Annotated in this window: 10 protein-coding genes; all 10 read right to left on the bottom strand. The window is 36.0% G+C overall.

Features of this window, described 5'->3' with window-relative positions; all coding sequences use genetic code 11:
• Positions 1–8: 8 nt before the first annotated feature.
• The 10 genes from FJOH_RS26350 to FJOH_RS20450 all read right to left on the bottom strand — a co-directional run bounded on the left by FJOH_RS26350 (position 9) and on the right by FJOH_RS20450 (position 23,475).
• Positions 9–1,988, bottom strand: coding sequence for a TlpA family protein disulfide reductase (locus tag FJOH_RS26350; RefSeq protein ID WP_012025919.1), 1,980 nt, complete (start codon positions 1,986–1,988; stop codon positions 9–11).
• 11 nt (positions 1,989–1,999) lie between these two features.
• Positions 2,000–3,355, bottom strand: a complete 1,356-nt coding sequence (locus FJOH_RS20410) for a RagB/SusD family nutrient uptake outer membrane protein (RefSeq protein ID WP_012025920.1) — start codon at positions 3,353–3,355, stop codon at positions 2,000–2,002.
• A gap of 18 nt (positions 3,356–3,373) precedes the next feature.
• Positions 3,374–6,943, bottom strand: a complete 3,570-nt coding sequence (locus FJOH_RS20415; RefSeq protein ID WP_012025921.1) for a SusC/RagA family TonB-linked outer membrane protein — start codon at positions 6,941–6,943, stop codon at positions 3,374–3,376.
• 161 nt (positions 6,944–7,104) lie between these two features.
• Positions 7,105–8,160, bottom strand: a complete 1,056-nt coding sequence (locus FJOH_RS20420) for a FecR family protein (protein WP_012025922.1) — start codon at positions 8,158–8,160, stop codon at positions 7,105–7,107.
• Positions 8,161–8,248: 88 nt separating this feature from the next.
• Complete coding sequence (locus FJOH_RS20425; protein ID WP_012025923.1) at positions 8,249–8,791, bottom strand: RNA polymerase sigma factor; 543 nt, start codon at positions 8,789–8,791, stop codon at positions 8,249–8,251.
• A gap of 303 nt (positions 8,792–9,094) precedes the next feature.
• A complete protein-coding gene (locus tag FJOH_RS20430; RefSeq protein ID WP_012025924.1) occupies positions 9,095–9,787 on the bottom strand; it encodes a hypothetical protein in 693 nt (230 codons plus the stop codon).
• 4 nt (positions 9,788–9,791) lie between these two features.
• Positions 9,792–10,775: a hypothetical protein gene (locus FJOH_RS20435; RefSeq protein ID WP_012025925.1), complete on the bottom strand. Its 984-nt coding sequence runs from the start codon at positions 10,773–10,775 to the stop codon at positions 9,792–9,794.
• A gap of 187 nt (positions 10,776–10,962) precedes the next feature.
• Positions 10,963–12,924 (bottom strand): OmpA family protein, encoded by a 1,962-nt coding sequence (locus FJOH_RS20440; RefSeq protein WP_012025926.1) that lies wholly within the window; start codon positions 12,922–12,924, stop codon positions 10,963–10,965.
• Between the two features lie 2 nt (positions 12,925–12,926).
• The gene (locus FJOH_RS20445; RefSeq protein WP_012025927.1) at positions 12,927–13,838 is read right to left on the bottom strand and encodes a PorP/SprF family type IX secretion system membrane protein; all 912 of its coding nucleotides are present in this window, start codon (positions 13,836–13,838) and stop codon (positions 12,927–12,929) included.
• A 61-nt stretch (positions 13,839–13,899) separates the two neighbouring features.
• Positions 13,900–23,475 carry an Ig-like domain-containing protein gene (locus FJOH_RS20450; protein WP_012025928.1) on the bottom strand — a complete coding sequence of 3,192 codons (9,576 nt, stop codon included), beginning with the start codon at positions 23,473–23,475 and terminating at the stop codon, positions 13,900–13,902.
• Between the last annotated feature and the right edge of the window lie 9 nt (positions 23,476–23,484).

Consider the following 23,484-nt stretch of genomic DNA (forward strand, 5'->3'; position numbering starts at 1 on the left):
TCAAAAAACTATTCGTTTTTTAAAGCATTAATAACGTTTGTAAGTTCGTCTACAAGCTGTCCTGGATTACCTGAATATCCTTCTGATGTAAAACGAATCTGGCCATTCTTGATTACTACTTTTCGAGGAATGCCGCTTGATTTAAAAATTGCCGCATAGTTTGAAAATGAAGCATTGTTTGTGCCGCCGCCTTTTTTTACTAAATCAAAATAAGTGTCAAGCTTTAGACCTTTTTCTTTTAAATAAGCCGCAGCTTCTTTTTTATAGCCTTCTTTTGTTTCCTGAGTGCTTATGAAATAAATCTCAACTTGTTTGTCTTCTTTAAAATTGTTGACCAATTGCTGCATAGCCGGAAATGCTTTTTTACAAGGTCCGCACCAGGTTGCCCAAAAATCGATTACAATGATTTTGCCGCTGTTTAACACTAACTCTTTTGTTTTTCCGTCTGCGCTCTGAACTTTGATTGCCGGAGCCGGAACCGGATTCATTAAAGTGATTTTTTCTTCAGAATTGTTTTCTTTTTTCAACTGCTCTAAATAAGCCGGAAAATCAGCTTCTTTTTTTCCTTCTTTTATAAAGGCTTCTTTTAGTTTTGCTGTTAATCCTTCTGATAAAGTATTGGCTTTTGCAGCATTTTTCAGCACTTCGGTTATTGGTTTGTTTAAAGCCTCTAAAGCTCTAACATGAATGTCGTTTATGCTGGCTTTTTCGTAACGTTTTTGAAATGGCAGTAATTCAAAAGTTTCTAAAACTTCTTTGTATTTTTTCAACATATCGTACATACGAATCTGAATCACCAATTCATTATTCAATTGTGTTTTTGCATTTTCTGTAGCCTGATTTGGTGACCAGTAAATGCCCTGCATGTATGACATATCGTTTACTTTTTCCTGCATCAGCTTAATCATCGGCACTGCCATTGTTTCGATAACTGCAGGATCTACTACTTTTAGATATAATGCTTTTGAAATATTTTGATGGTAAGCATCATTTAAATTAGCAAAATTCATGGTTGGAATTAAGGCTAAAACGCTTTTATAATCTTTATTTTCAAAGTAATATCCAAACTGCATTTTTACGATGTTGTCATAGAAATATTTTTGCGAATCCGGTACATCTGTTGTGTATGGAAAATCAGCTAAAAACTGAGTGATCACTTTGTTTCTCTCGGCAGCATCTGCAATAGGCATAATTTTTTGATAGGCTTTGAATCTTAAAAAAGCACCTTTTGGAAATTGTTTTACAATTACGTTTTCTATAGAATCAGCTTTTGCTTTATCTTTTAATTCATAAGCGTAAATGTTATGCACTTTCAGATATACTTCTTCTGGCATTCCTTTCATATTTTTGGTGAAATCTCCCAGAAAACGGCTTCCTAATTCCTGAAATTTTTCAGGCTTTTGTACTTTCAAAACTTTAAAATAGGTATCAAAAAATTCAGGAAATCTGTTTCCATTATCGGCTACTTCTTTCTTTAACCAATATTCTGTAGCATCTCCATTGATAGTGAACTCTTTGAAATAACCGCCAAACTGACCGTTGAAATCTTTGTTTCTAAAAGTTGCCCAGGCTAAATCTGCACCAGGCATTTTTACTTTTGGTTCTTTAAAGGCTACTAAAAGATATCCGGTGTCTTGTCCGGTATCAGTTACCAGACCATTATCGGTATTGCCATAAAATTTGAAAGCCATGAAAGCACAGTTTTTTGGAACCGTAAATTCGACATTCCAAACAGCGCCGTTTTTCTTCATTTTCAGGTCTTCAATTTCCCATCGGTAATCATTAAAAACGTAGGCATAACCATTGATATCTTTAATGTTTTCCAGCGGTCCGCCTTTAGCATCATAGGTCATCTTTAAAACTGCACCCGGAATGGGCACATCTGCCATTCCGGTTAATCTCAGCTTTGTTTCCTGACTTGTAACTTGTAAGGTAAAGGCACAAAAAACCAATACCAGTAACTTGATATTTATTATTTTTTTTAGCATTGCTGTGTTTTTTATTTCCCTAATTCAGGGTTTAAATCGATATAATTTTGATTGATTGGGAATACATATCCAGCGCTGTTTGGTGCCAGTGTATAGGTTTGTCCTTTAAAAACTCTGGTATATGTTTTTTGGTAAGCAGGATCAAGATTTAATCTTTTTTGATCGAACCAGCGGAATCCTTTTCCTATGAATTCTTTTTGTCTTTCAACCAAAACTAAATCTAATGCTTCTTTGCTTATTGAAGCCGAAACCTGATATGTCTGGCCTGATTTATATCTTTTGGCTCTTACGATATTTAGATTGTCTATTGCTTTTTGCGTTTGTCCTAATCTGGCATAACATTCGGCAGCAATTAAATACATTTCAGGAACTGATACTCCAACGTTAATTCCCGTTGTCTGGCTGTATCTTGGTATTCCAAAACCCCTCCCGGTATACGTTGGAAAAAAATTTGTTCCGGCCATTGTGTAAAAGTTGTAACGCAGATCATTGGTTTCGAAACTGTTTAATAAATCGTTTGACAAAGGAATGCCAACATAACCGTTTAGTAATGTTTTTGAAAATATAACTTCGGGATTTTGAATTAAAACCGGATAGCTGAATCCTGTTGCTAAACTGTTTAAATCAATTAAACCGTTTTGCATTGCAAGGGCTTTTTCTGCATTGTCTAAACTTAACTGATATGATCCCATATATAAATAGGTTCTTGCTAACAGCGCATAAACAGCTCTTTTTGAAGGCAGTACATTAAACTGTGGTGAATCCTGAATATCATTTGCCAATGCATCTTTTAAATCAGAAATAATCTGGTCGTATACCTGTCCTACTGTGCTTCTTTCCAGAGAAGAAAACAATTCTGGTTTTAATAATAACGGAACTGCTTTTTCTGAATTGGCAGAAGCCGGATCAAACTGCGGACCGTAAGTATTTACCAATTGCAGATAAGCAAAAGCTCTGTGTACAAAGGCTTCGGCATAAATTTCTTTTTTTTCTGCATCTGTTCCTTTCTCGCTTCCCATAACTCCGTTAAGAATTACGTTGCTGTAATATACTGCTTTGTATAAACCAATCCAGTCTGCATCGCCTTGTGAAGGATCGTATATTCTATCCTGCCATGTATAACTATTACCCCAGATTGTGGAAACACCGTTTTGGTATGTGGTTGGAAATTCGGCGTCTGCATTAGAAAGAAGATAAATTCCTCCTGAGGAAGTCATATCGTTATAATTGTTTGCCAAACCTCTGTAATCAGAAGTATATTTTAAGATTCTGTTGTTTCCCACTGGTTCTACTTCAACATAATCTCTACAAGAGTTTAATAAAAGTACCGGCAGGAAAATATATAGTGTGAATTTTAGAAATTTCATAAAATCTGTTTTTTAAAATTAAAAACTACAATTAAACTGTAAAGTATAATTACGCTGCGGCGGCAATGTATTATAGTTATTATTTGATAAGTACTGCGGATCGATGCCTAAATCATTCTTAACCCACAATAATCCTAAATTTCTCGCTGCCAAATTGAAACTCAATGACTTTATAAAAGTTTTTTCTAACCATTGGCTTGGCACATTATAGCTTAATGAAACCTGCTGTAATCTTACGTTATCTGCCGGCAGTACGTTGATGTCTGCATTTTGATAACGATTCAAACTATTATAACTAATGTTAGCTAAACCAGGAACATTTGTAGTTGCTTCGTCTCCGGCGTGTCTCCATCGGTCTGCAATAAGTTCGTCTTTGGCAACAGCACCATATTGTACTCCTGTATAAGAAGGATAATTCTGTAATACTGTGTTTCTAAATACGTGACCTGCATAATAGGTAATCTGTACTCCAAGTCTGAAATTTTTATATGAGAAGTCGTTCATAAAACCTCCAAAATATGGAGCAAACGTAGTTCCCATGTATTTTAAATCATCTTTATCAATTGTTGAAATTCCCTGATTTGCATTGACAACTGTACCGTCTTTTTTATAAACCGTAGACTGACCATTTGCATCTAATCCTGCCCAATTATAAGCATACAGATATCCAATAGGTTTACCTAATGTAGTTACACCAGATAAGTATTGATTTGTAGTTGTGGCTGTAAAACGAGAATCTGTAACTTCATTTGTATTGTATGAAATATTAAAACTGCTGTTCCATTTAAAAGCGGCATTTATAATAGTTCCGGCAATATTTAAATCTACTCCATGTCCTTCAAGTGTTCCGGTATTATAGTTTAAATAGCCCCAGCCTGTTGTTGGGTTAAAAGGCAGATTGGTTAAAATATCTTTTGATTTTTTATAGTACAAATCGGCACCTCCGCGTAAGCGATTATTAAAAACAGCATAATCTAAACCAAAGTTTAAGGTTGATGTTGTTTCCCATTTGATCTCAGGATTTTCGGGAACCGATATATAAGCTGTTGGCAATTGGGTATTGAAATCTACTGAACCTACGCCAATAACAGCACTCTGGCTGCCGAAACCGCCTCCCGGTGCACTTCCTGCTTTTCCGTAAGTAATTCTGAATGCTAAGTCGTTTAGCCAAGTTACATTTCTAAGGAAAAATTCTTTATTAACATCCCATTTTGTACCAACAGACCATAATGGAAGCGCTCTGTTTTTTCTTGAAGCTCCTAATAAGTTATAATCGTCAAAACGAATACTTGAAGATAAATGGTATCTGTTTTTAAAATCATAAGAACCTAGTCCGTAATATGATAAATAACGGTCTCTGTATTTGCTGATGCTGTTATCTGAAGTTCCAATGATATTCTGCCATCCATAAATTGTAGTATAATAAACGGTTGGGTTTACTGACTGGCCAGAATTAGTATCCAGATTGTATCCGTAAAATCTCTGGCTTGAACCTTCTCTGCGTTCTTCTCTAATTTCTGAACCGGCTAAAAAGTGCAGGCTGTTATTGTCATTGAAATTTTTATTGATATTCATCTGAATACGCATGCTTTGCGAATCATTTCCTGATGTGGTATTGTATAAATACGAACCCACCGGAATACCGTACACTAATTTTCCTGCTGTATTTACAGATGTGGCTTCGTTAATCATGTTTCTTGCAAAATAACTGTCGAGTTCACTTAACGATTTGATTTTGTTTGCAATTGAAGTATACATTCCAGATGCTTCAAAATTTAACCAGTTGGTAACAGTTGCGGTTAAACTGGCATTTAATCGAATGTTGGCGCCTTTTGTTACTACATTAGAGTAGTTTAATTCATCTAAATAATTGTAAGACCAAGGCAGATATCCTTTTGCTTCAAATCCTTTTGCGACTTCTGGTCTGAAAATAATATAACGATCAAGACCATTTCCGTTTTCGTCTGCAATCATATCATACGGACGAAGTGCAAAACTGGATACATTTGATAATGCTTCGTTTGCAGTATTATTAACCTGATAGTTTGTAGAAACGTAATTAAATCCTGTGTTTAATTTTAAAAAGCTTTTTAGCTGAAAAGAGTTATTAAGGGTAATATTATAAGACTGAGATTCGTTTCCTCTCATTGCTGCCTGATCTTTATTATAGCCTAAAGACAAATAATAAGTGCTTTTCTCGTTTCCGCCGCTTACCGATAAATCGTATTGTGTTGTAATTGAATTTCTTAACAAATATTTATTGATTTGCCCCAGATTGTCATTTTGAGATAATTGGTTTAATAACTGATCTCTTTCGGTAAGTGAAATTTCGCCTCTTTTTTGTCTGAACATGATTTCCTGAGCAGCACTAGGATTTTTAGCCTGCCAGTTGCTGATATCGTCTGAAACAAATCCGCCTGCAACTAAATCTTTTTCGTAATCAACATATTGAGCTGTATTCATTACGCGCAGTTTTCCTAAATCTATTTTTTCACCAATTGTAGTCGTGGTGGTAAAACTGATTGTTGGTTCTGCTTTTTTGCCTTTTTTAGTAGTTACTACAATTACTCCGTTAGCGGCGCGTGAACCCCAGATCGAACTTGCAGCGGCATCTTTTAAAACAGTAATACTTTCTATATCATCCGGATTAAGATAACTTAAAATAGAAGAACCCGAAACGCCTCTTTTACTAAAGTAAAAATCATTTATAGGCTGCGGAAAACCATCAATAACTACAAGAGGCGATCCTACTCCGCTATAGCTGTTTGTTCCTCTAATAGTGATTGAACCTGTTCTTGGATCTACATTTACACCTGCCATTTTTCCTTCAAGTCTTGACTGAATGTCAACTGTTGGAACTTCGGCCAGTTCTTTGGCTCCAATAACTTCAAAAGCTCCGGTTACTCTTTCTTTTGGAATATCAGTATATCCGTTTGAAGCTACTACTGCCACACCTGTAAGTTCCATAACATCTGGTGTCAGGATAACGTTGATTACTCTTTTGTTATTAATCCCTACCGTTTTTGATTTATATCCTAAATAATCAAAACGTAATGAATCTGAAGCTGCGGCTCTTATTCTAAATTCACCTTTTTCGCGTGTTATGTCCCAATTGCTTTTATTACTAACGAGAATTACGTTAACGCCAATTAAAGGATTTCCGCTTTTATCGGTTACAGTACCGGTAATATCATATTCCTGCTGTTGAACGGGCTGTATTTTTTTACTTTTTTTAATTACAATTTGTTTGTCAATAATAGTATAGGTTAATCCTGTGTTTGACAAAGCTGTATCTAAAATTTCCGTAACGGTGGCGTATTGGTTTAAACTTACTTTTTTTGCAGAAGACAATAGATCGTCGTTATAAAAAAACACGTAATCGCTTTTCTGCTGAATGGTTGTAAAAAGGGTTTGCAAAGAAGCTCCCTGAACCTTTACTGAGATTTCATTTTGTGCTTTGGCACTATTAGCGTAGATACTGGTTAATCCTAAATACAGAACTAAAATGAATACTCTCATAAATAAAATAAAAGTAAGGTTGATGATTTTTTTAGGCAATAGCAGGCCTATATCATGATTTTTATTCATAATTTTGTTTTAGTTATTTCAATAATTGCAGACGCAATTAAAATTTCACATAAGCCAAGAGATGTTCCCGCATCTTTTGGTTTTTTTTTGGTCTGGTTAGATTACTTTATTTTCAAATTTGTTTTATATCATAGGCATTCTTAATTTTTAGTCATTCATACTTAGTTAATAGTTATTTTTCTTGTTTCGGCATCGTAAACGAATTCGAATCCTGTAGTGGCTTCTAATGTTTTTACCACTTTATCTAAATCATCGTTAAGTTTAAAAGCTCCTGAATATGTTTCGCCGGAACTTACTTTTTTGTTCATTACAAAATCAACATTATAATAGCGCGTTAATTTGTCTAAAACCAGCGGAAGTTTTTCCTGAGAGAATTCGTAATATCCTTTTCTCCATGAAAACAAAGGCTCGACATTTTGTGCAGTGGTTTTAATTGTTTCTCGTTTTTTATCTAAAGAAGCAATTGTTCCAGGTTTTAAAATTGTCTGAAGCGTATCTGAACTAAAAAGACCTTTTTTAGCATAAGAAACCTGTACTTTTCCTCTTAAAAGTGCTGTCGAAACTTTAGCATCTTTTGCATAACAGCTTACATTAAACAAGGTTCCTAATACACGCACGCTGTAATTATTCGCTGCTTTTACATAAAAAGGTTTTGAAGCATTATGTGCTACATCAAAAATTCCTTCTCCTTCTAAAAACACTTCTCTTGATGAGCCGTCAAAAGTGGTAGGATAAATTAGTTTTGATCCTGAATTGAGCCAAACCTGAGTTCCGTCGGCAAGGCTTAGCTGTGCTCTTTTTCCATACGGTACTAAAACGGTATTGTATTGCGGTTCAAGAGAATTTTTCTGTTTAATCTGTTTGTTGTTAACGCTGATTTTATTTCCTGAGGCATCATAAGCTATTGTTGTGCTGTCGCTTACATTAACAGCTTCTTTATCTGATAAAACCAGCTGCACCTGATTGCTTTTTTCAAAAGAAGAACCGCTTGTTTTATTGTTGTTGGCAAACTGTTCAATTGGGCTTATTTCTTTTTGTTCCTGTTTTAATACAATGGTAATTCCTAATCCTAAGCAAAGTACAGCAGCAGCACTCCAAGAAATTGTGCGAAGCCTTTTTCTTCTGGCACGTTGTTTCTCTAATGCAATACTTTCGGCAATTCTTGCTTTTAGATCAATTTTATTTTTCTCTGGTAAAATTTTGAAATTTGGGTACAAAATATTTTTCTTTTAGAATCTCTATATTCCTATAAGAACTAAAAGGCAAAAACATAGACAAAAAAAATAATGTTTTTTTAAAGTTTTTTTAAAGCTTAGCTCGTAATTCCTTTAAAGACCTATAAATCAATGTTCTGCATGATTCTAAGCTAATTTCTAAAGTAGAAGAAATTTCCTCATAAGAGAGGTCTTCGCTAAAACGAAGATGAAGTGCATTACGCTGTTTTGGGGTAAGGGAAGATAAAGCCAGAGCTAAACTGGCATTTTTATTTAAAGTAGTTTCACTAAAGATAAGTTCATCTTCGGCAGAATCGGTTTTATAAGAACCTTCAGAAACAATATCGAGGTGTACGATTTTGGTCTGCGATTTTAATTTCTTAAAAATATCATTTCGAAGTGATGTGAAAAGATAGGATTTTACAACAACATCTGAGGCAATTGTATTGCGGTAACGGTGAAGGTCTACAAAAATATCATGTATGGCATCCTGCACTAAAGTTTCGTCATTAGTGTACTGCATTCCAAACGTAAAAAGCACATTTATATACCGATCATATAATTCATGATAAGCGTGAACATCTCCTTTTTTTATTTGACTCCATAAATCAATATCTCTCTTTTCACCCTTCATTGAAGATTCTTCCGCTTTATGACTTGTTTTATATACAAATCTAAAGAATTTCAAAAATTTTCAATTAATTTTTCATAATTATTTCAAACAATGTAAAAAATTATCAAAACTCAAAAAAAGGATTACAGTTTTCATTTTTTTGATAATTATTGTTCAGAATAATTTTCTTTTATTTATTGGAATAACAACAAAACTTACAAATTTTTTTACTGAAATTTTCCTTGCTTTTTTTATCGTATAATCTTTATACTACAAAGAAAATTTCATAAACGTCATTCGTATTAATTTTGGATAAAAAAAACATTAATCCTGTGTAAAAGTTTTTAATGTTCCGTCGTCGTTAAACTGTATTGAATATCTTTCGCGACTGCCGCTGATTGAGGTTGGATACCATCTTATTTTATTGTCCCATATTGAAATGTAAATGTTTGCTGCCGGACTTGCTCCTTCAACTTCTTCTACTTTTTTATTGTAGATTTCGAATACTTTGGCGGCATTTGTAAAACTGATTGTATTAAGCGGCACTAATCGTTTTTGAACATCTTCGCGAACTGATAATTGAACTGGTTTAGGATCTGACCAGACGCCATTTCTATATTCGTATGTATCAACATATTTTTTATTCTCCGGATGCTGGAGCATAATATTTATTCTTCCATCATTGTAAAAATATAAGGTCGAATAAACAAAGATTTCTTTTCCTGCATATTGAGGCAGTTTTTTTAAAGCTTGTTCGGCTTTGTTTAATTCGTTTTTGTCTTTTAATAAAACTGTAGTTTTGTTTTCTAACTGTTTTACAGCTGCGTTGTGTTTGTCTAAAGCTTCGTTTATCATTTTCTGAACATCGATTTCCTTAGCTTCGGTTTTCGTGTCAGAATTTGTTTCTTTACTTACCAGTGAATCGCTGGGGCTGAATGTTTCGTTTATGCTTTTAGAGATTTGTTCGCATCCTAAAAAAAGAGGAAAACAAATTATAATGATGATTGATTTTCTCATTCTATTACATTTTTTTTAAATCGTCTGCAAGGGCTATCTGATTTGGATTTTCTGCTAAATAAAAAATTTCTACTTGTTCTTTTTTGGTGATATCCAGTTCTAGAAGTCCTACTATTTTTTTAAGGCTCTTTCGATGAACATGATGTTTGTTGTCTGTATATTCGAGTTCAAAACGCATCATGGGCTGTTCGTTTATATAAGTCCCCGTTTGACTTACATTAATTAATTTTGCCCAGGTTTTTATTCCTTTAAATTTAATTAAAACAGAATCACCGTTTGCGCCTGTGAGTTTGTTGAGGATAAATCTCAATAAATATCTGTAGAAAATCAGGACTAGAGGACATATAATTAAAGGATGCCCAAAACTCATAAATCTCCAGCCCATTCCGTGGCTTTCGTCCTGATAGGAATAAAAATAATAACCGCCAACCAGAGCCAGAACCAAAAGCCAGCCCAAAACTCTTAAAGCTAAACCTATAGGATTTATTGCTCCTTCTGAATTTGCAATAACAAAAACCGGAAGTTTTTTGGGTTCTCGGTTTAATATTAGGTTTAGTTTTTTTCCTGCTTCGAAACGTCGTTCATGCGGTTTTGTATCGCTGATTTCTGTTCTATGAGTAATCTCGGTATCGGCTAAATTTTTAAACAGTAATTCGAGTTCATACGTATTGTATTTGGCATTATTTCCTGATATTTTGACTGCTTTTAGAATTTTTGCTTCACGAATTACACCGTTTCTTTTAATGTTTTCGAGATTTTGTTTCGTTATAAAATTCGACAATATCCATTTTTGGAAAAAACCGATTATAACAATCAGCCAAAGAATTAATGATACAGCAACAAGGCTTAATGCCAGCCACGGATCTTTGTCTTTTAATGTTGTGATATCGAATTCGCTGCTTACAGCATAATATATAATCATTGGAAATGGAATTGCAAAGAAGAGCATATAGAGCATCCAAAATCCGGACAAAAGATATTTTTTCATTCCTTAGTATTTGGGGTTATATTGTAAAAACGTTTTTATACCTGCCTGAGTATGTTGTAAGATTTTTTTCGATACTCATCTAATCAAATTTACATAAAATATGATTCATTTGTGTATTAAATAAAAAAACCGACAGTATAAACTGCCGGTTTTTAATTAAAACTAAAAATTTAAAAAATGAACTTTGTTATATAGAAATAATCATAAATTCGCTTCTTCTGTTTTTTAAATGTTCTTCTTCAGAACATTTAACGCCGTCCTTACATCTGTTTAGCAATTGGCTTTCTCCATATCCTTTTCCTCTCAAACGTTTGGCATCGATTCCTTTGCTTACCAGCCACGCCATAATAGATTTTGCTCTTTTATCTGATAAAACCAAATTTGATTTTGCCGATGATCTGCTGTCTGTATGCGAACGTATATCGATTCTCATTTTTGGATATTCCTGCATTACTGCTAAAATCTTTCCTAATTCAACTGCAGCTGCATCTGTAATATTCCATTTTCCAAGATCAAAATAAATCATCGAGATGTTTAGGGTTTTACCTAAATCTGTTCCAATTTTGATGGCTTTTATTTCCGGAATTTCGATAGCTGCGATTTTTTCTTTTTCTAAAGTAAAATCTAACTTGTTATCGATACTAGTTGTAACCGCAAAACTGCTTTCTTTTGCCGGATATTGTTTTCTTTCAACTCTAACAAAATATTTCTTGTTACAGTTTACTTTAAAAGAATACGATCCGTCTTGTGCTGTGGTTACTTCTTCAATCTGCTGATGGTTTTCATCAAACAAAATAACTTTTGCTCCTTCTATTTTTTCGCTGGCTCTGCTGTCGAAAATAGTTCCGGTTAAAGTTCTTTCGCAAACCAGTTTTTTGGTTTCTGTAAATTTGTAAATATCATCGTTGCCAACACCGCCTTTTTTATTTGAAGAAAAATATCCTTTGCGTGTCTGACTGTCTATGATAAAAGCGAAATCATCAAATTTTGTGTTTATTGGTTCACCAATATTTTGTACTTGATCGAATGTTCCGTTTTCTAAAATTTTAGAAACTACGATATCAAGTCCGCCAAGTCCCGGACGTCCGTCGGTTGCAAAATACAATTCGTTGTCTCCAGAAATAAAAGGGAAAGTTTCTCTTCCTTCCGTATTAATTGAGGGGCCTAAATTTTGTGGTTTCCCGAATGTTCCGTCTGCATTAATAGTAACGCTGTACAAATCTGACTGTCCAAGAGTTCCCGGCATATCTGAAGCGAAATATAATTTCTTTTCGTCTAAACTTAAAGCAGGATGTGCTGTACTGTAACGGTCGCTGTTAAAAGGAAGTTCCGTTATGTTTGACCAATTTCCGTCTACAAGAGTGGCTTTATATAATTTTAGTAAAGTGATATTTTTATCATTTTTACCGCGTTTTCCGTCTAAATAGTTGTTTCGGGTAAAATACATTGTTTTACCATCTTTTGTAAATACCGGAGTCGATTCGTTGAACTTAGAATTAATTTCTTTGTTTAAAAGAACCGGATTGTAAACATTTCCATCTGCTTTTATAGGAGCAATGTATAAATTGGTAAAAGATTTATTGGTCCATTTAAAAGTTTTTCCCTCTGCTTTACCAATTTTTCTGGCTGAACTGAAAACTAAATTGTTGTTATAAAAAGCGCTTCCAAAATCTGAACTTTCTGAGTTTACATTTGCACTCGAAATATCAAATCGGCCAGAATTTAATTTAATCTGCTCTAAGTAATTTTTGTTGTTTTCGAACAAAATCCCTCGGCTGTCTGTATTTGTTTTTTTATTGAAGGCGTCCAGCATTTTATCTGCTTTTGCATAATCTCCAATTGATTTTAGAGATTGTGAATAACGGTATAAATATTCTGGTTCCTGCTGTGCATTTAAGGCAAAAAGCTTATCGTACCAAGCGGCGGCTTTTGGCAGTTCGGCATTAAAATAATAAGCGTTTCCTAATCTCTGGAACATTTTTTCATCTTCATAACCTTTGGCTGCAAGCTTTTCGTAAATGGCAATGGCATCCGCGTAAGCGAAATCATTGTATTCTTTTTCGGCTTTAGCTAAAACTGCTTTTTGTGCTATTGCGTTAAAGAAAAAGAAGGATAAAAAAAGTGTATATACTATTTTTTTCATTTTCATAATTAGAAAAATCTTGGTGATGTAATTCGATTATAACCTTTCATAAATTCAAAACGCAGGAAGATTTCATGCGAGCCGGAATTGTAATTGTTTAACTTGGTTGTTTCGCGGTCGTAAGCATAACCAATGTACATGCTTTTGTTGATTTGAAATCCTGCCAGTGCACTTAAAGCAGCGCTCCAACGGTATGAAACTCCCACAACAAATTTGTCGTTGAACATAAAGTTTGCCGAAGCATCTAACTGAAGCGGCGAACCTTCGACCATTTTCCCTAAAATTGCAGGTTTGAATTTGATGGTTTCGTAACGATCTAAATTGAATACGTAACCTGCAATTAAATAGTAATTGATTTGTTCTTTAAAAATGGCCACATCGTTATCATCATATCGATTGGTCTGGATGAAATTTGGTACAGATAAACCAATATATCCTTTATCTGAATGCCAGTAAACCCCTGCCCCTACGTTTGGTGAAAACTTATTTTTAAAGTCAGAAAACTGCGGGTCTCCCTGGTGTTCCGGCGTTAACTTGTTTGGATCAAGGTTGAAAATATTTGCAGATCCTTTGATACCAAATGAAAGTTTTGCTGTTGCAGATGTTTGAATAGAATAAGAGAAATCTACCGAAAAATTGTTCTCGGTTGTCGGTCCGATTTTATCATTTACCAATGAAAATCCTAATCCTACATTACTACTGTTTATAGGTGTATTTAATGATAAAGTACTCGTTTCGGGCGCTCCGTCAAGTCCAACCCATTGTGTACGATATAACCCAAAAATACTCATAACTCCCCTTGAACCAGCGTAAGCAGGATTTATGTTTATGGTATTATGCATATATTGTGTATACTGAGCATCCTGCTGTGCGAATCCTACGGCAGAACAAAACAATAAAACTAAAGCTATTTTTTTCATTTACTTATTTTTAAGATAATGGCTTAACCTAATGGCTAAGCCATTTTATTGATTTGGACTATTATTTAATTAGATATAAATATCCTGCCTCCTGTTTAGGATTAGAATTGTTATCCTTATATCTTACTATATAATAATAAGTTCCTTCTGGTAGTCCGTTTGATTCTTTAACAGTAGTTCTTCCTTCTGAGAAACCTTTAAATACAATATCATTATTGTTGTAATGATCTCTTTCGAATACGAGAACTCCCCAGCGGTTAAAGATTTGAACCGTATTATCCGGGTAACATTCGATTCCTCTGATGTAAAATCTCTCGTTCATATTATCTCCGTTTAAAGAAATAGCATTAAAGATTTTAATTTTACAACCGTTTACATCAATTTCTGTTGGAGCATCTCCATTCTCATTTGCAGCATCAGACTTGTCTTCTACTTTTATACCGCTTTGAGTAGTTCCAGTAACTGTTGCCTGATTTACTACTGTACCTGCATTAATATCTGCCTGAGTCAGAGTGTAAGTTCCTGTGAAAGTATGTGAATCACTTTCGCCTACTCCTAAACTTATTGGTCCTCCTGTGATTACAACTCCCGGCAATAAATCCGAAATTGTAATATTATGAAGCGGAACATTACCATTGTTTGTAATCGTAAATGTGTAGGTTAATGTTTCTCCAGCTTCTGCATTATCATTTTTGTTATGATCGTTTAATTCTACTTTCATAACTACTGTAATCGATGGCACTTCGACAAAAATCTTAACTATTGCATCTGTACAATTTTCAGGATTTGCTTTTTCACAAATTTGATAAGTCAGAGTATGGCTTCCTCCTTTAGTTCCCGGAGCTACATCAATAGTTCCGTCGCTGTTTAAGGTAATTCCTGTTGGGAAATCACGAGGTGTTAAAATAACATCTGCAGAATTTACCGGAACACCGTTTAATTTATCATTGTCTAAAACATTGATTACTTCCGGCGAACCATTAAGTCCGTCAGCAATTATGTTATCGTCGTCGTTTTCTGCTTCAATACCAAAATGAGGTCTTGCATTACATCCAGAAACTGCTGCAGGATAATTCACTGTTATAGATTCTGTCGGATTTAATGAAAACTGCATAGTAACTGCTGGTCTTGTTAATTGGAAACCGTCATTACCTTCAATCCATTGTCCGTTTACGAATATCCATCCCGGCCAGTCAATTGGTTTGTTATTACTGTCAAGAACTGTACCCGGCCATAAAACAGTACTGCTTAAAGGCATATTGGTTTGAGTCGCTACAACATTATTAGCACTGTCAATCCAGGTAATAGTTATTAAACCTTTTGGCGTGAAATTATCAGCCTTTACATTATATTGAACATAAGGCGCATTGTCTGAACAATAACTGCTTGCTGTTACTGTCATTTTCGGAGCTTCAACCGTTACTGTAACTGACGCTGAAGTACAGTTAGAAGAATTTGCTTTCTCGCAGATTTCATAAGTTAAAGTATAGTTTCCTGGAGGAGCATTTGGAATTAACTCAACTGTTCCGTCTGGTTTTAATGTTAATACATTATTTGGATCTGGAACTAAAACATCTAACTTAACATCTGTTAGTAATAATGGATCATTGTTTAGTGTATCGTTATCTAAAACATTTACTACTTCAACTGTTTCATTAATACCTACTACAGTACCTACAGGATCCGGAGTGGCAACTAATACCGTTTTATCTACCGGAATTGTAATTGTTGCCGGAGTAGCATCTACTGCTCCATTATTGTCTGTTGCTGTAAATGTAAAAGTATCATTTCCTGAAAATGCTCCGCTTGGATCATACGTTAACATTGCAGCTTGTGCAGGAGTTAAAGTTTGATTTGCTGTAACTGGCACGCCAGATAAAGCTAATACTCCATGAGATGGTAAAGTAACTACGATATAGTTTACAATTGTTCCGTCTGTATCTGTTGCAGTCAGCGCTTTAATTGCTGTTGCTCCTGCTCTTGAAGGAATATGTGAATTTGTATCGTCATGTGCAACTGGTGCATTATTACCAACCGGAATTGTTATTGTTGCAGGTGTTACTGCAGACAATCCTAAATTGTCTGTTGCGGTAAATGTAAACGTAACGTTTCCTGTAAATGTTCCGCTTGGCGTGTACGTTATCATTGCAGCTTCTGCCGGTGTCAATATCTGACTTAACACAATTGGATTTCCTGCTAAACTTAAAGCTCCATTTGCTGGTAAGCTTAAAATTGTATAATTAGCTATTGTTCCGTCAACACCTGTTGCTGTTAAAGCATTGATAGTTGTTGGTCCAGCTGTTGAAGCAATTACATTGTTTGTATCACTGTTTGCAACTGGTGCATCGTTAACCGGATTAACCGTTATTTTAACTGTTACTGTGTTACTGTCAAGGTTTCCGTCATTAGCTTTATAAGTAAAACTATCTGTTGTGGTTTCACTTCCGTCATGAACGTAAGTAAAAGATCCATCTGCATTTAAAGTTAAAGTTCCGTGAGATGGTCCTGTAACTAAAATTGCTGTTAAGGCATCACCTTCGACATCTGAGTCGTTTGATAGAACACCTGTAAGTGCAGGAACATTTAAAGTTGCTCCTTCATCTACTGTGTATTCATCTTTTAAAGCAACCGGCGCATCGTTTACAGCTGTAACCGTGATTTCGATATTGGCTGTTGCGGTTAAGCTTCCGTCTGTAATTATATAAGGAAAACTGATTGGAGTTGTTGAGTTAAAATCTGCTGAAGGTGTAAAAGTAATTACTCCCGCTGCTGAGATGTTAACTGTTCCATTTGGAACTGTGATTGACTGAACACCTCCTGTTAATGCTGTTCCGTTGATTGAAACAATAGAAAGTGTATCTCCTTCAACATCTGTGTCATTTACAAGCGGCGTTAACGTAACCGTATTGTCTTCTGCAACTGTATATTCATCTTTTACAGCAACTGGGGCATCGTTTACGGCTGTAACCGTGATTTCGATATTGGCTGTTGCTGTTAAGCTTCCGTCAGTAATCACATAAGGGAAACTGATTGGTGTTGTTGAGTTAAAATCTACTGAAGGCGTAAAAGTAATTACTCCCGCTGCTGAAATGTTAACCGTTCCATTTGGAACTGTGATAACTTGTGCTGAACCTGTTAATGATGTTCCGTTGATTGACACGATAGAAAGCGTATCTCCTTCAACATCTGTATCATTTACAAGCGGCGTTAACGTAACCGTATTGTCTTCTGCAACAGTGTATTCGTCTTTTACTGCAACAGGGGCATCGTTTACGGCTGTAACCGTGATTTCGATATTGGCTGTTGCGGTTAAGCTTCCGTCAGTAATCACATAAGGGAAACTGATTGGCGTTGTTGAGTTAAAATCCGCTGAAGGCGTAAAAGTAATTACTCCCGCTGCTGAAATATTAACTGTTCCGTTTGGAACTGTGATAACTTGTGCTGAACCTGTTAATGATGTTCCGTTGATTGACACGATAGAAAGCGTATCTCCTTCAACATCTGTATCATTTACAAGCGGAGTTAACGTAACAGTATTATCTTCTGCAACAGTGTATTCGTCTTTTACTGCAACAGGGGCATCGTTTACGGCTGTAACCGTGATTTCGATATTCGCTGTTGCTGTTAAGTTTCCGTCAGTAATCACATAAGGAAAACTAATTGGCGTTGTCGAGTTAAAATCTGCTGAAGGTGTAAATGTAATTACTCTCGAAGCTGAAATGTTAACCGTTCCGTTTGGAACTGTAATAACTTGCACTGAACCTGTTAATGTTGTTCCGTTGATTGAAACAATAGAAAGCGTATCTCCTTCAACATCTGTGTCGTTGTTTAATGGAGTTAATGTAACTGTGTTATCCTCTGCAACAGTATACTCATCTTTTACAGCAACCGGAGCGTCGTTTACTGGATTAACCGTGATTTCAACTGTTACAACATTACTGTCTAAGTTTCCGTCATTGGCTTTATAAGTAAAACTGTCTGTTATCGTTTCGCTTCCGTCGTGAATGTAAGTGAAAGATCCATCTGCATTTAAAATTAAAGTTCCATGAGATGGTCCTGTAACTAAAATTGCTGTTAAGGCATCGCCTTCTACATCTGTGTCGTTTGATAAAACACCTGTAGCTGCAGGAACATTTAAAGTTGCTCCTTCATTTATTGTGTATTCGTCTTTTACGGCAACCGGTGCATCGTTTACGGCTGTAACTGTAATTTCGATATTAGCTGTTGCGGTTAAATTTCCGTCTGTAATTACATAAGGGAAACTGATTGGTGTTGTTGAGTTAAAATCCGCTGAAGGCGTAAAAGTAATTACTCCCGAAGCTGAGATGTTAACTGTTCCGTTTGGAACTGTAATAACTTGTGCCGAACCTGTTAAAACTGTTCCGTTAATTGAAACAATAGAAAGCGTATCTCCTTCAACATCTGTGTCGTTTGCAAGCGGTGTTAGAGTAACAGTGTTGTCCTCTGCAACTGTATATTCATCTTTTACAGCAACCGGAGCGTCGTTTACTGGATTAACCGTGATTTCAACTGTTACAATATTACTGTCTAAGTTTCCGTCATTGGCTTTATAAGTAAAACTGTCTGTTATCGTTTCGCTTCCGTCGTGAATGTAAGTGAAAGATCCATCTGCATTTAAAATTAAAGTTCCATGAGATGGTCCTGTAACTAAAATTGCTGTTAAGGCATCGCCTTCTACATCTGTGTCGTTTGATAAAACACCTGTAGCTGCAGGAACATTTAAAGTTGCTCCTTCATTTATTGTGTATTCGTCTTTTACGGCAACCGGTGCATCGTTTACGGCTGTAACTGTAATTTCGATATTAGCTGTTGCGGTTAAATTTCCGTCTGTAATTACATAAGGGAAACTGATTGGTGTTGTTGAGTTAAAATCCGCTGAAGGCGTAAAAGTAATTACTCCCGAAGCTGAGATGTTAACTGTTCCGTTTGGAACTGTGATAATTTGTGCTGAACCTGTTAATGCTGTACCGTTGATTGACACGATAGAAAGCGTATCTCCTTCAGCATCTGTATCGTTGTTTAATGGATTTAATGTAACTGTGTTATCCTCTGCAACTGTGTATTCATCTTTTACCGCTACCGGAGCGTCGTTTACTGGATTAACCGTGATTTCAACTGTTACAACATTACTGTCTAAGTTTCCGTCATTGGCTTTATAAGTAAAACTGTCTGTTATCGTTTCACTTCCGTCATGAATGTAAGTGAAAGATCCATCTGCATTTAAAATTAAAGTTCCATGAGATGGTCCTGTAACTAAAATTGCTGTTAAGGCATCGCCTTCTACATCTGTGTCGTTTGATAAAACACCTGTAGCTGCAGGAACATTTAAAGTTGCTCCTTCATTTACTGTGTATTCGTCTTTTACGGCAACCGGTGCATCGTTTACGGCTGTAACTGTAATTTCGATATTAGCTGTTGCTGTTAAGTTTCCGTCTGTAATTACATAAGGGAAACTGATTGGCGTTGTTGAGTTAAAATCTGCTGAAGGCGTAAAAGTAATTACTCCCGAAGCTGAGATGTTAACTGTTCCGTTTGGAACTGTAATAACTTGTGCTGAACCTGTTAATGTTGTTCCATTGATTGACGAAATTGTCAATATATCTCCGTCAACATCTGTGTCGTTGATTAATGGAGTTAATGTAACCGTGTTATCTTCGGCAACAGTGTACTCGTCTTTTACAGCAACCGGAGCATCGTTTACGGCTGTAACTGTAATTTCGATATTGGCTGTTGCGGTTAAGTTTCCATCAGTAATCACATAAGGGAAACTGATTGGCGTTGTTGAGTTAAAATCTGCTGAAGGCATAAAAGTAATTACTCCCACTGCTGAAATGTTAACCGTTCCATTTGGAACTGTGATAACTTGTGCTGAACCTGTTAATGCTGTTCCGTTGATTGAAACGATAGAAAGCGTATCTCCTTCAACATCTGTATCATTTACAAGTGGGGTCAACGTAACCGTATTGTCTTCGTCAACTGTGTATTCGTCTTTTACGGCAACCGGTGCATCGTTTACGGCTGTAACCGTAATTTCGATATTAGCTGTTGCGGTTAAGTTTCCGTCTGTAATTACATAAGGGAAACTGATTGGCGTTGTTGAGTTAAAATTAGCTAAAGGTGTAAAAGTAATTACTCCCGCTGCTGAGATGTTAACTGTTCCGTTTAGAACTGTAATAACTTGTGTTGAACCTGTTAATGTTGTTCCATTGATTGACGAAATTGTCAAGGTATCGCCGTCAACATCTGTATCATTTACAAGCGGTGTTAGAGTAACTGTATTGTCTTCGGCAACAGTGTACTCGTCTTTTACAGCAACCGGAGCATCGTTTACGGCTGTAACCGTGATTTCGATATTGGCTGTAGCTGTTAAGTTTCCGTCAGTAATCACATAAGGGAAACTGATCGGTGTTGTTGAGTTAAAATCTGCTGAAGGCGTAAAAGTAATTACTCCCGCTGCTGAAATGTTAACCGTTCCATTTGGAACTGTGATAACTTGTGCTGAACCTGTTAAAGCTGTTCCGTTGATTGAAACGATAGAAAGCGTATCTCCTTCAACATCTGTATCATTTACAAGTGGAGTCAACGTAACCGTATTGTCTTCGGCAACTGTGTATTCGTCTTTTACGGCAACCGGTGCATCGTTTACGGCTGTAACCGTGATTTCGATATTAGCTGTTGCGGTTAAGCTTCCATCAGTAATTACATAAGGGAAACTGATTGGCGTTGTTGAGTTAAAATTAGCTGAAGGTGTAAAAGTAATTACTCCCGAAGCTGAGATGTTAACTATTCCGTTTGGAACTGTAATAACTTGTGCTGAACCTGTTAATGTTGTTCCATTGATTGACACGATAGAAAGCGTATCTCCTTCAACATCTGTATCATTTACAAGTGGCGTTAACGTAACCGTATTGTCTTCCGCAACTGTATATTCATCTTTTACAGCAACCGGCGCATCGTTTACGGCTGTAACCGTGATTTCGATATTGGCTGTAGCTGTTAAGTTTCCGTCAGTAATCACATAAGGGAAACTGATCGGTGTTGTTGAGTTAAAATCTGCTGAAGGCGTAAAAGTAATTACTCCCGCTGCTGAAATGTTAACCGTTCCATTTGGAACTGTGATAACTTGTGCTGAACCTGTTAAAGCTGTTCCGTTGATTGAAACAATACTAATAGTATTACCATCAACATCTGAGTCGTTGCTTAATGGAGTTAAAGTAACCGTGTTGTCCTCTGCAACTGTATAAGTATCTAATACTGCTGTTGGATTATGATTTACAGTTGGTGTAGCTGACCCAGAATTATTTCCTGGTGTTGGGTCATTTTGCGAACCTGAAATAGAAGCAGTATTAGCATAAGAACCTGTTGCATTTACTCTTGCTGTCATGCTAAGGGTTGCACTTGCACCATTGGCAAGATCTCCAATCGTCCAGTCTGGTGCAGACCATGTACCTGTAGAAGGCGTTGCACTTACAAAAGTATATCCTGATGGAAGATTATCTGTAACTGTTACGCCTGTCGCACCACTAGGTCCGGCATTTGAAGCTGTAATAGTAAAAGTAACCTGATCTCCCACATTAGGAGTAGTATTATTTACCGTTTTCGTTACCGAAAGATTCGTCTGAACTAAAGGTGTAGCTGTTGCCGAATTATTTCCTGTTGTACTATCTGGATTATTTCCAGAAATACTTGCCGTATTAGCATACGATCCTGTAGCTTTTACTGTGGCAGTTACGGCTAAAGTTGCACTTGAACCGTTTGTAAGAGATCCAACTGTCCAGTTTGGTGCAGACCACGTACCTGTTGAAGGTACTGCGCTTACAAAAGTATACCCAGATGGAAGTGCATCATTTATGGTAACTCCTGTAGCTTTATATGGCCCGTTGTTTTTGGCTGTAATTGTAAATACAACATTATTTCCAACACTTGGGTTAGAATTATCTGCCGTTTTTGAAATTTGAAGATCTGCAGGACAAAGTACTCCTTCAAAACTTCTGTTTGTTACTGTAGTACCTCCGCACGAAGTAGTAACTGTATATCTAACTTGAACTGTACCTTCTCCTGTAAAACGTAAAGTATTTGTACTTGTATTCAAGGTTGCCGGACCACTTATAAGCTCTAATGTTCCTCCTGCTGGAGTAGGATTTAATAAAACCGGATCATCAATACAATATTTAGAATCTGGTCCTCCTCCTAATGAAATAGGCTGAATAACTGGATTTGATTCTGCACCGCAGATTTGAACATTAGCAGTTGTAAAATTATAAGAATTTTCAGTACCAGTAGTAGTAGTCGGTCCACTCCCCATACTGCCATTAATTCTATGGCCAACATAACCAAATCTTGATTCACAGGCTTTAACAATCATTGAAGTATGTCCGCCTGTCTCAACAGCTAAAATTTTATCAGAAGCTGATACACCATCTGGCATTAGTGGATCTACAGAGCCGCTACTTCCACGACCAAGTAATCTATTATCATTCTGTCCAAATGCATATAAATTATAATCAGTGGTAATTACATTTACAGCACCATATTCAGTATCATGTTCTTGTACACTAATCCATTTGATATTATTCATAACTTGCCCAGTACGGGAAGTATACCTTGGCTGTACCCATGATTGTCTTTCAGTAGTGTACCAATCTCCTAATTGTTTACTCGCATTCGCCCCAAGAGAATACAGATTGTTATTAGTTGCCAATATATAATAACTTCTTTGATTATCTCTATTACATGTAGATCCAATCATTTTTGGAGTTATAGAAGCTGGCAGTGTCATTCGAGCCGCTCTAGTTTGACTAGCTTCGCTAGGATTATTATCTCCTAGATATACATTATTACCCCAAACATAGACTGTACCATCTGATTTCAGGGCCATAAGACCGTTATAACTTCCTCTACAAACCACAACGTTGGTCAAAAATGGATTACCAGTCTCTGAAGTTGTTACTCTATACCAATTTAAAGCATCACCTGCGGCTCCATTTCCTCTAACACTAGCCGTTTGAGAAATAACCCATACATCGCCGCTGCATGTCGTAATAGCTAATGTATTAAAAGTAGCAAACATCATTTTTACATCACTGGGACTTACACCAGTTGGTAATCCGCTAGCATTTGAAGCAATTGTGACTTTCTGAAATGTTGCATTGGTAGTAATGCTCGCAGCTAAAACCGCACCTCTTGTACCCCATGCATACAATCCATCTGTAGCCAAAACTATTCCTTGGGTACCATTTGTAGAATTACTCCCCAGTGCTGCTTTCAATACTGTAACTCCAGAATTTAAACCCGCAAAATTCGCTTTGTTTATTGTTAAAGGTGAAACTACATTTGTTCCATCATTTGCCACTTTCTCTCCCCAAACTTGAAGAGAACCATCTGAAGTTCTTACGATGGTACTGTGAAAACTCGAAATAAAGTTATCATATTCTATAGATGATGCATCGTTATTAGAATCAGCACCAAAATTTGATAAATTGGTACCTGAACATCCTTGAACTGGAATAGCACATTGTGCGTTCGATACCTGACTGAATGTAAAAAAAACAAAAAACAAAAGAATTGCCTTTTTTACATTGAATACACTATTAAAATTAAAGTAGTTTTTTATCATAAATAACTC

This window comes from Flavobacterium johnsoniae UW101 (assembly GCF_000016645.1).
GTDB lineage: Bacteria > Bacteroidota > Bacteroidia > Flavobacteriales > Flavobacteriaceae > Flavobacterium > Flavobacterium johnsoniae.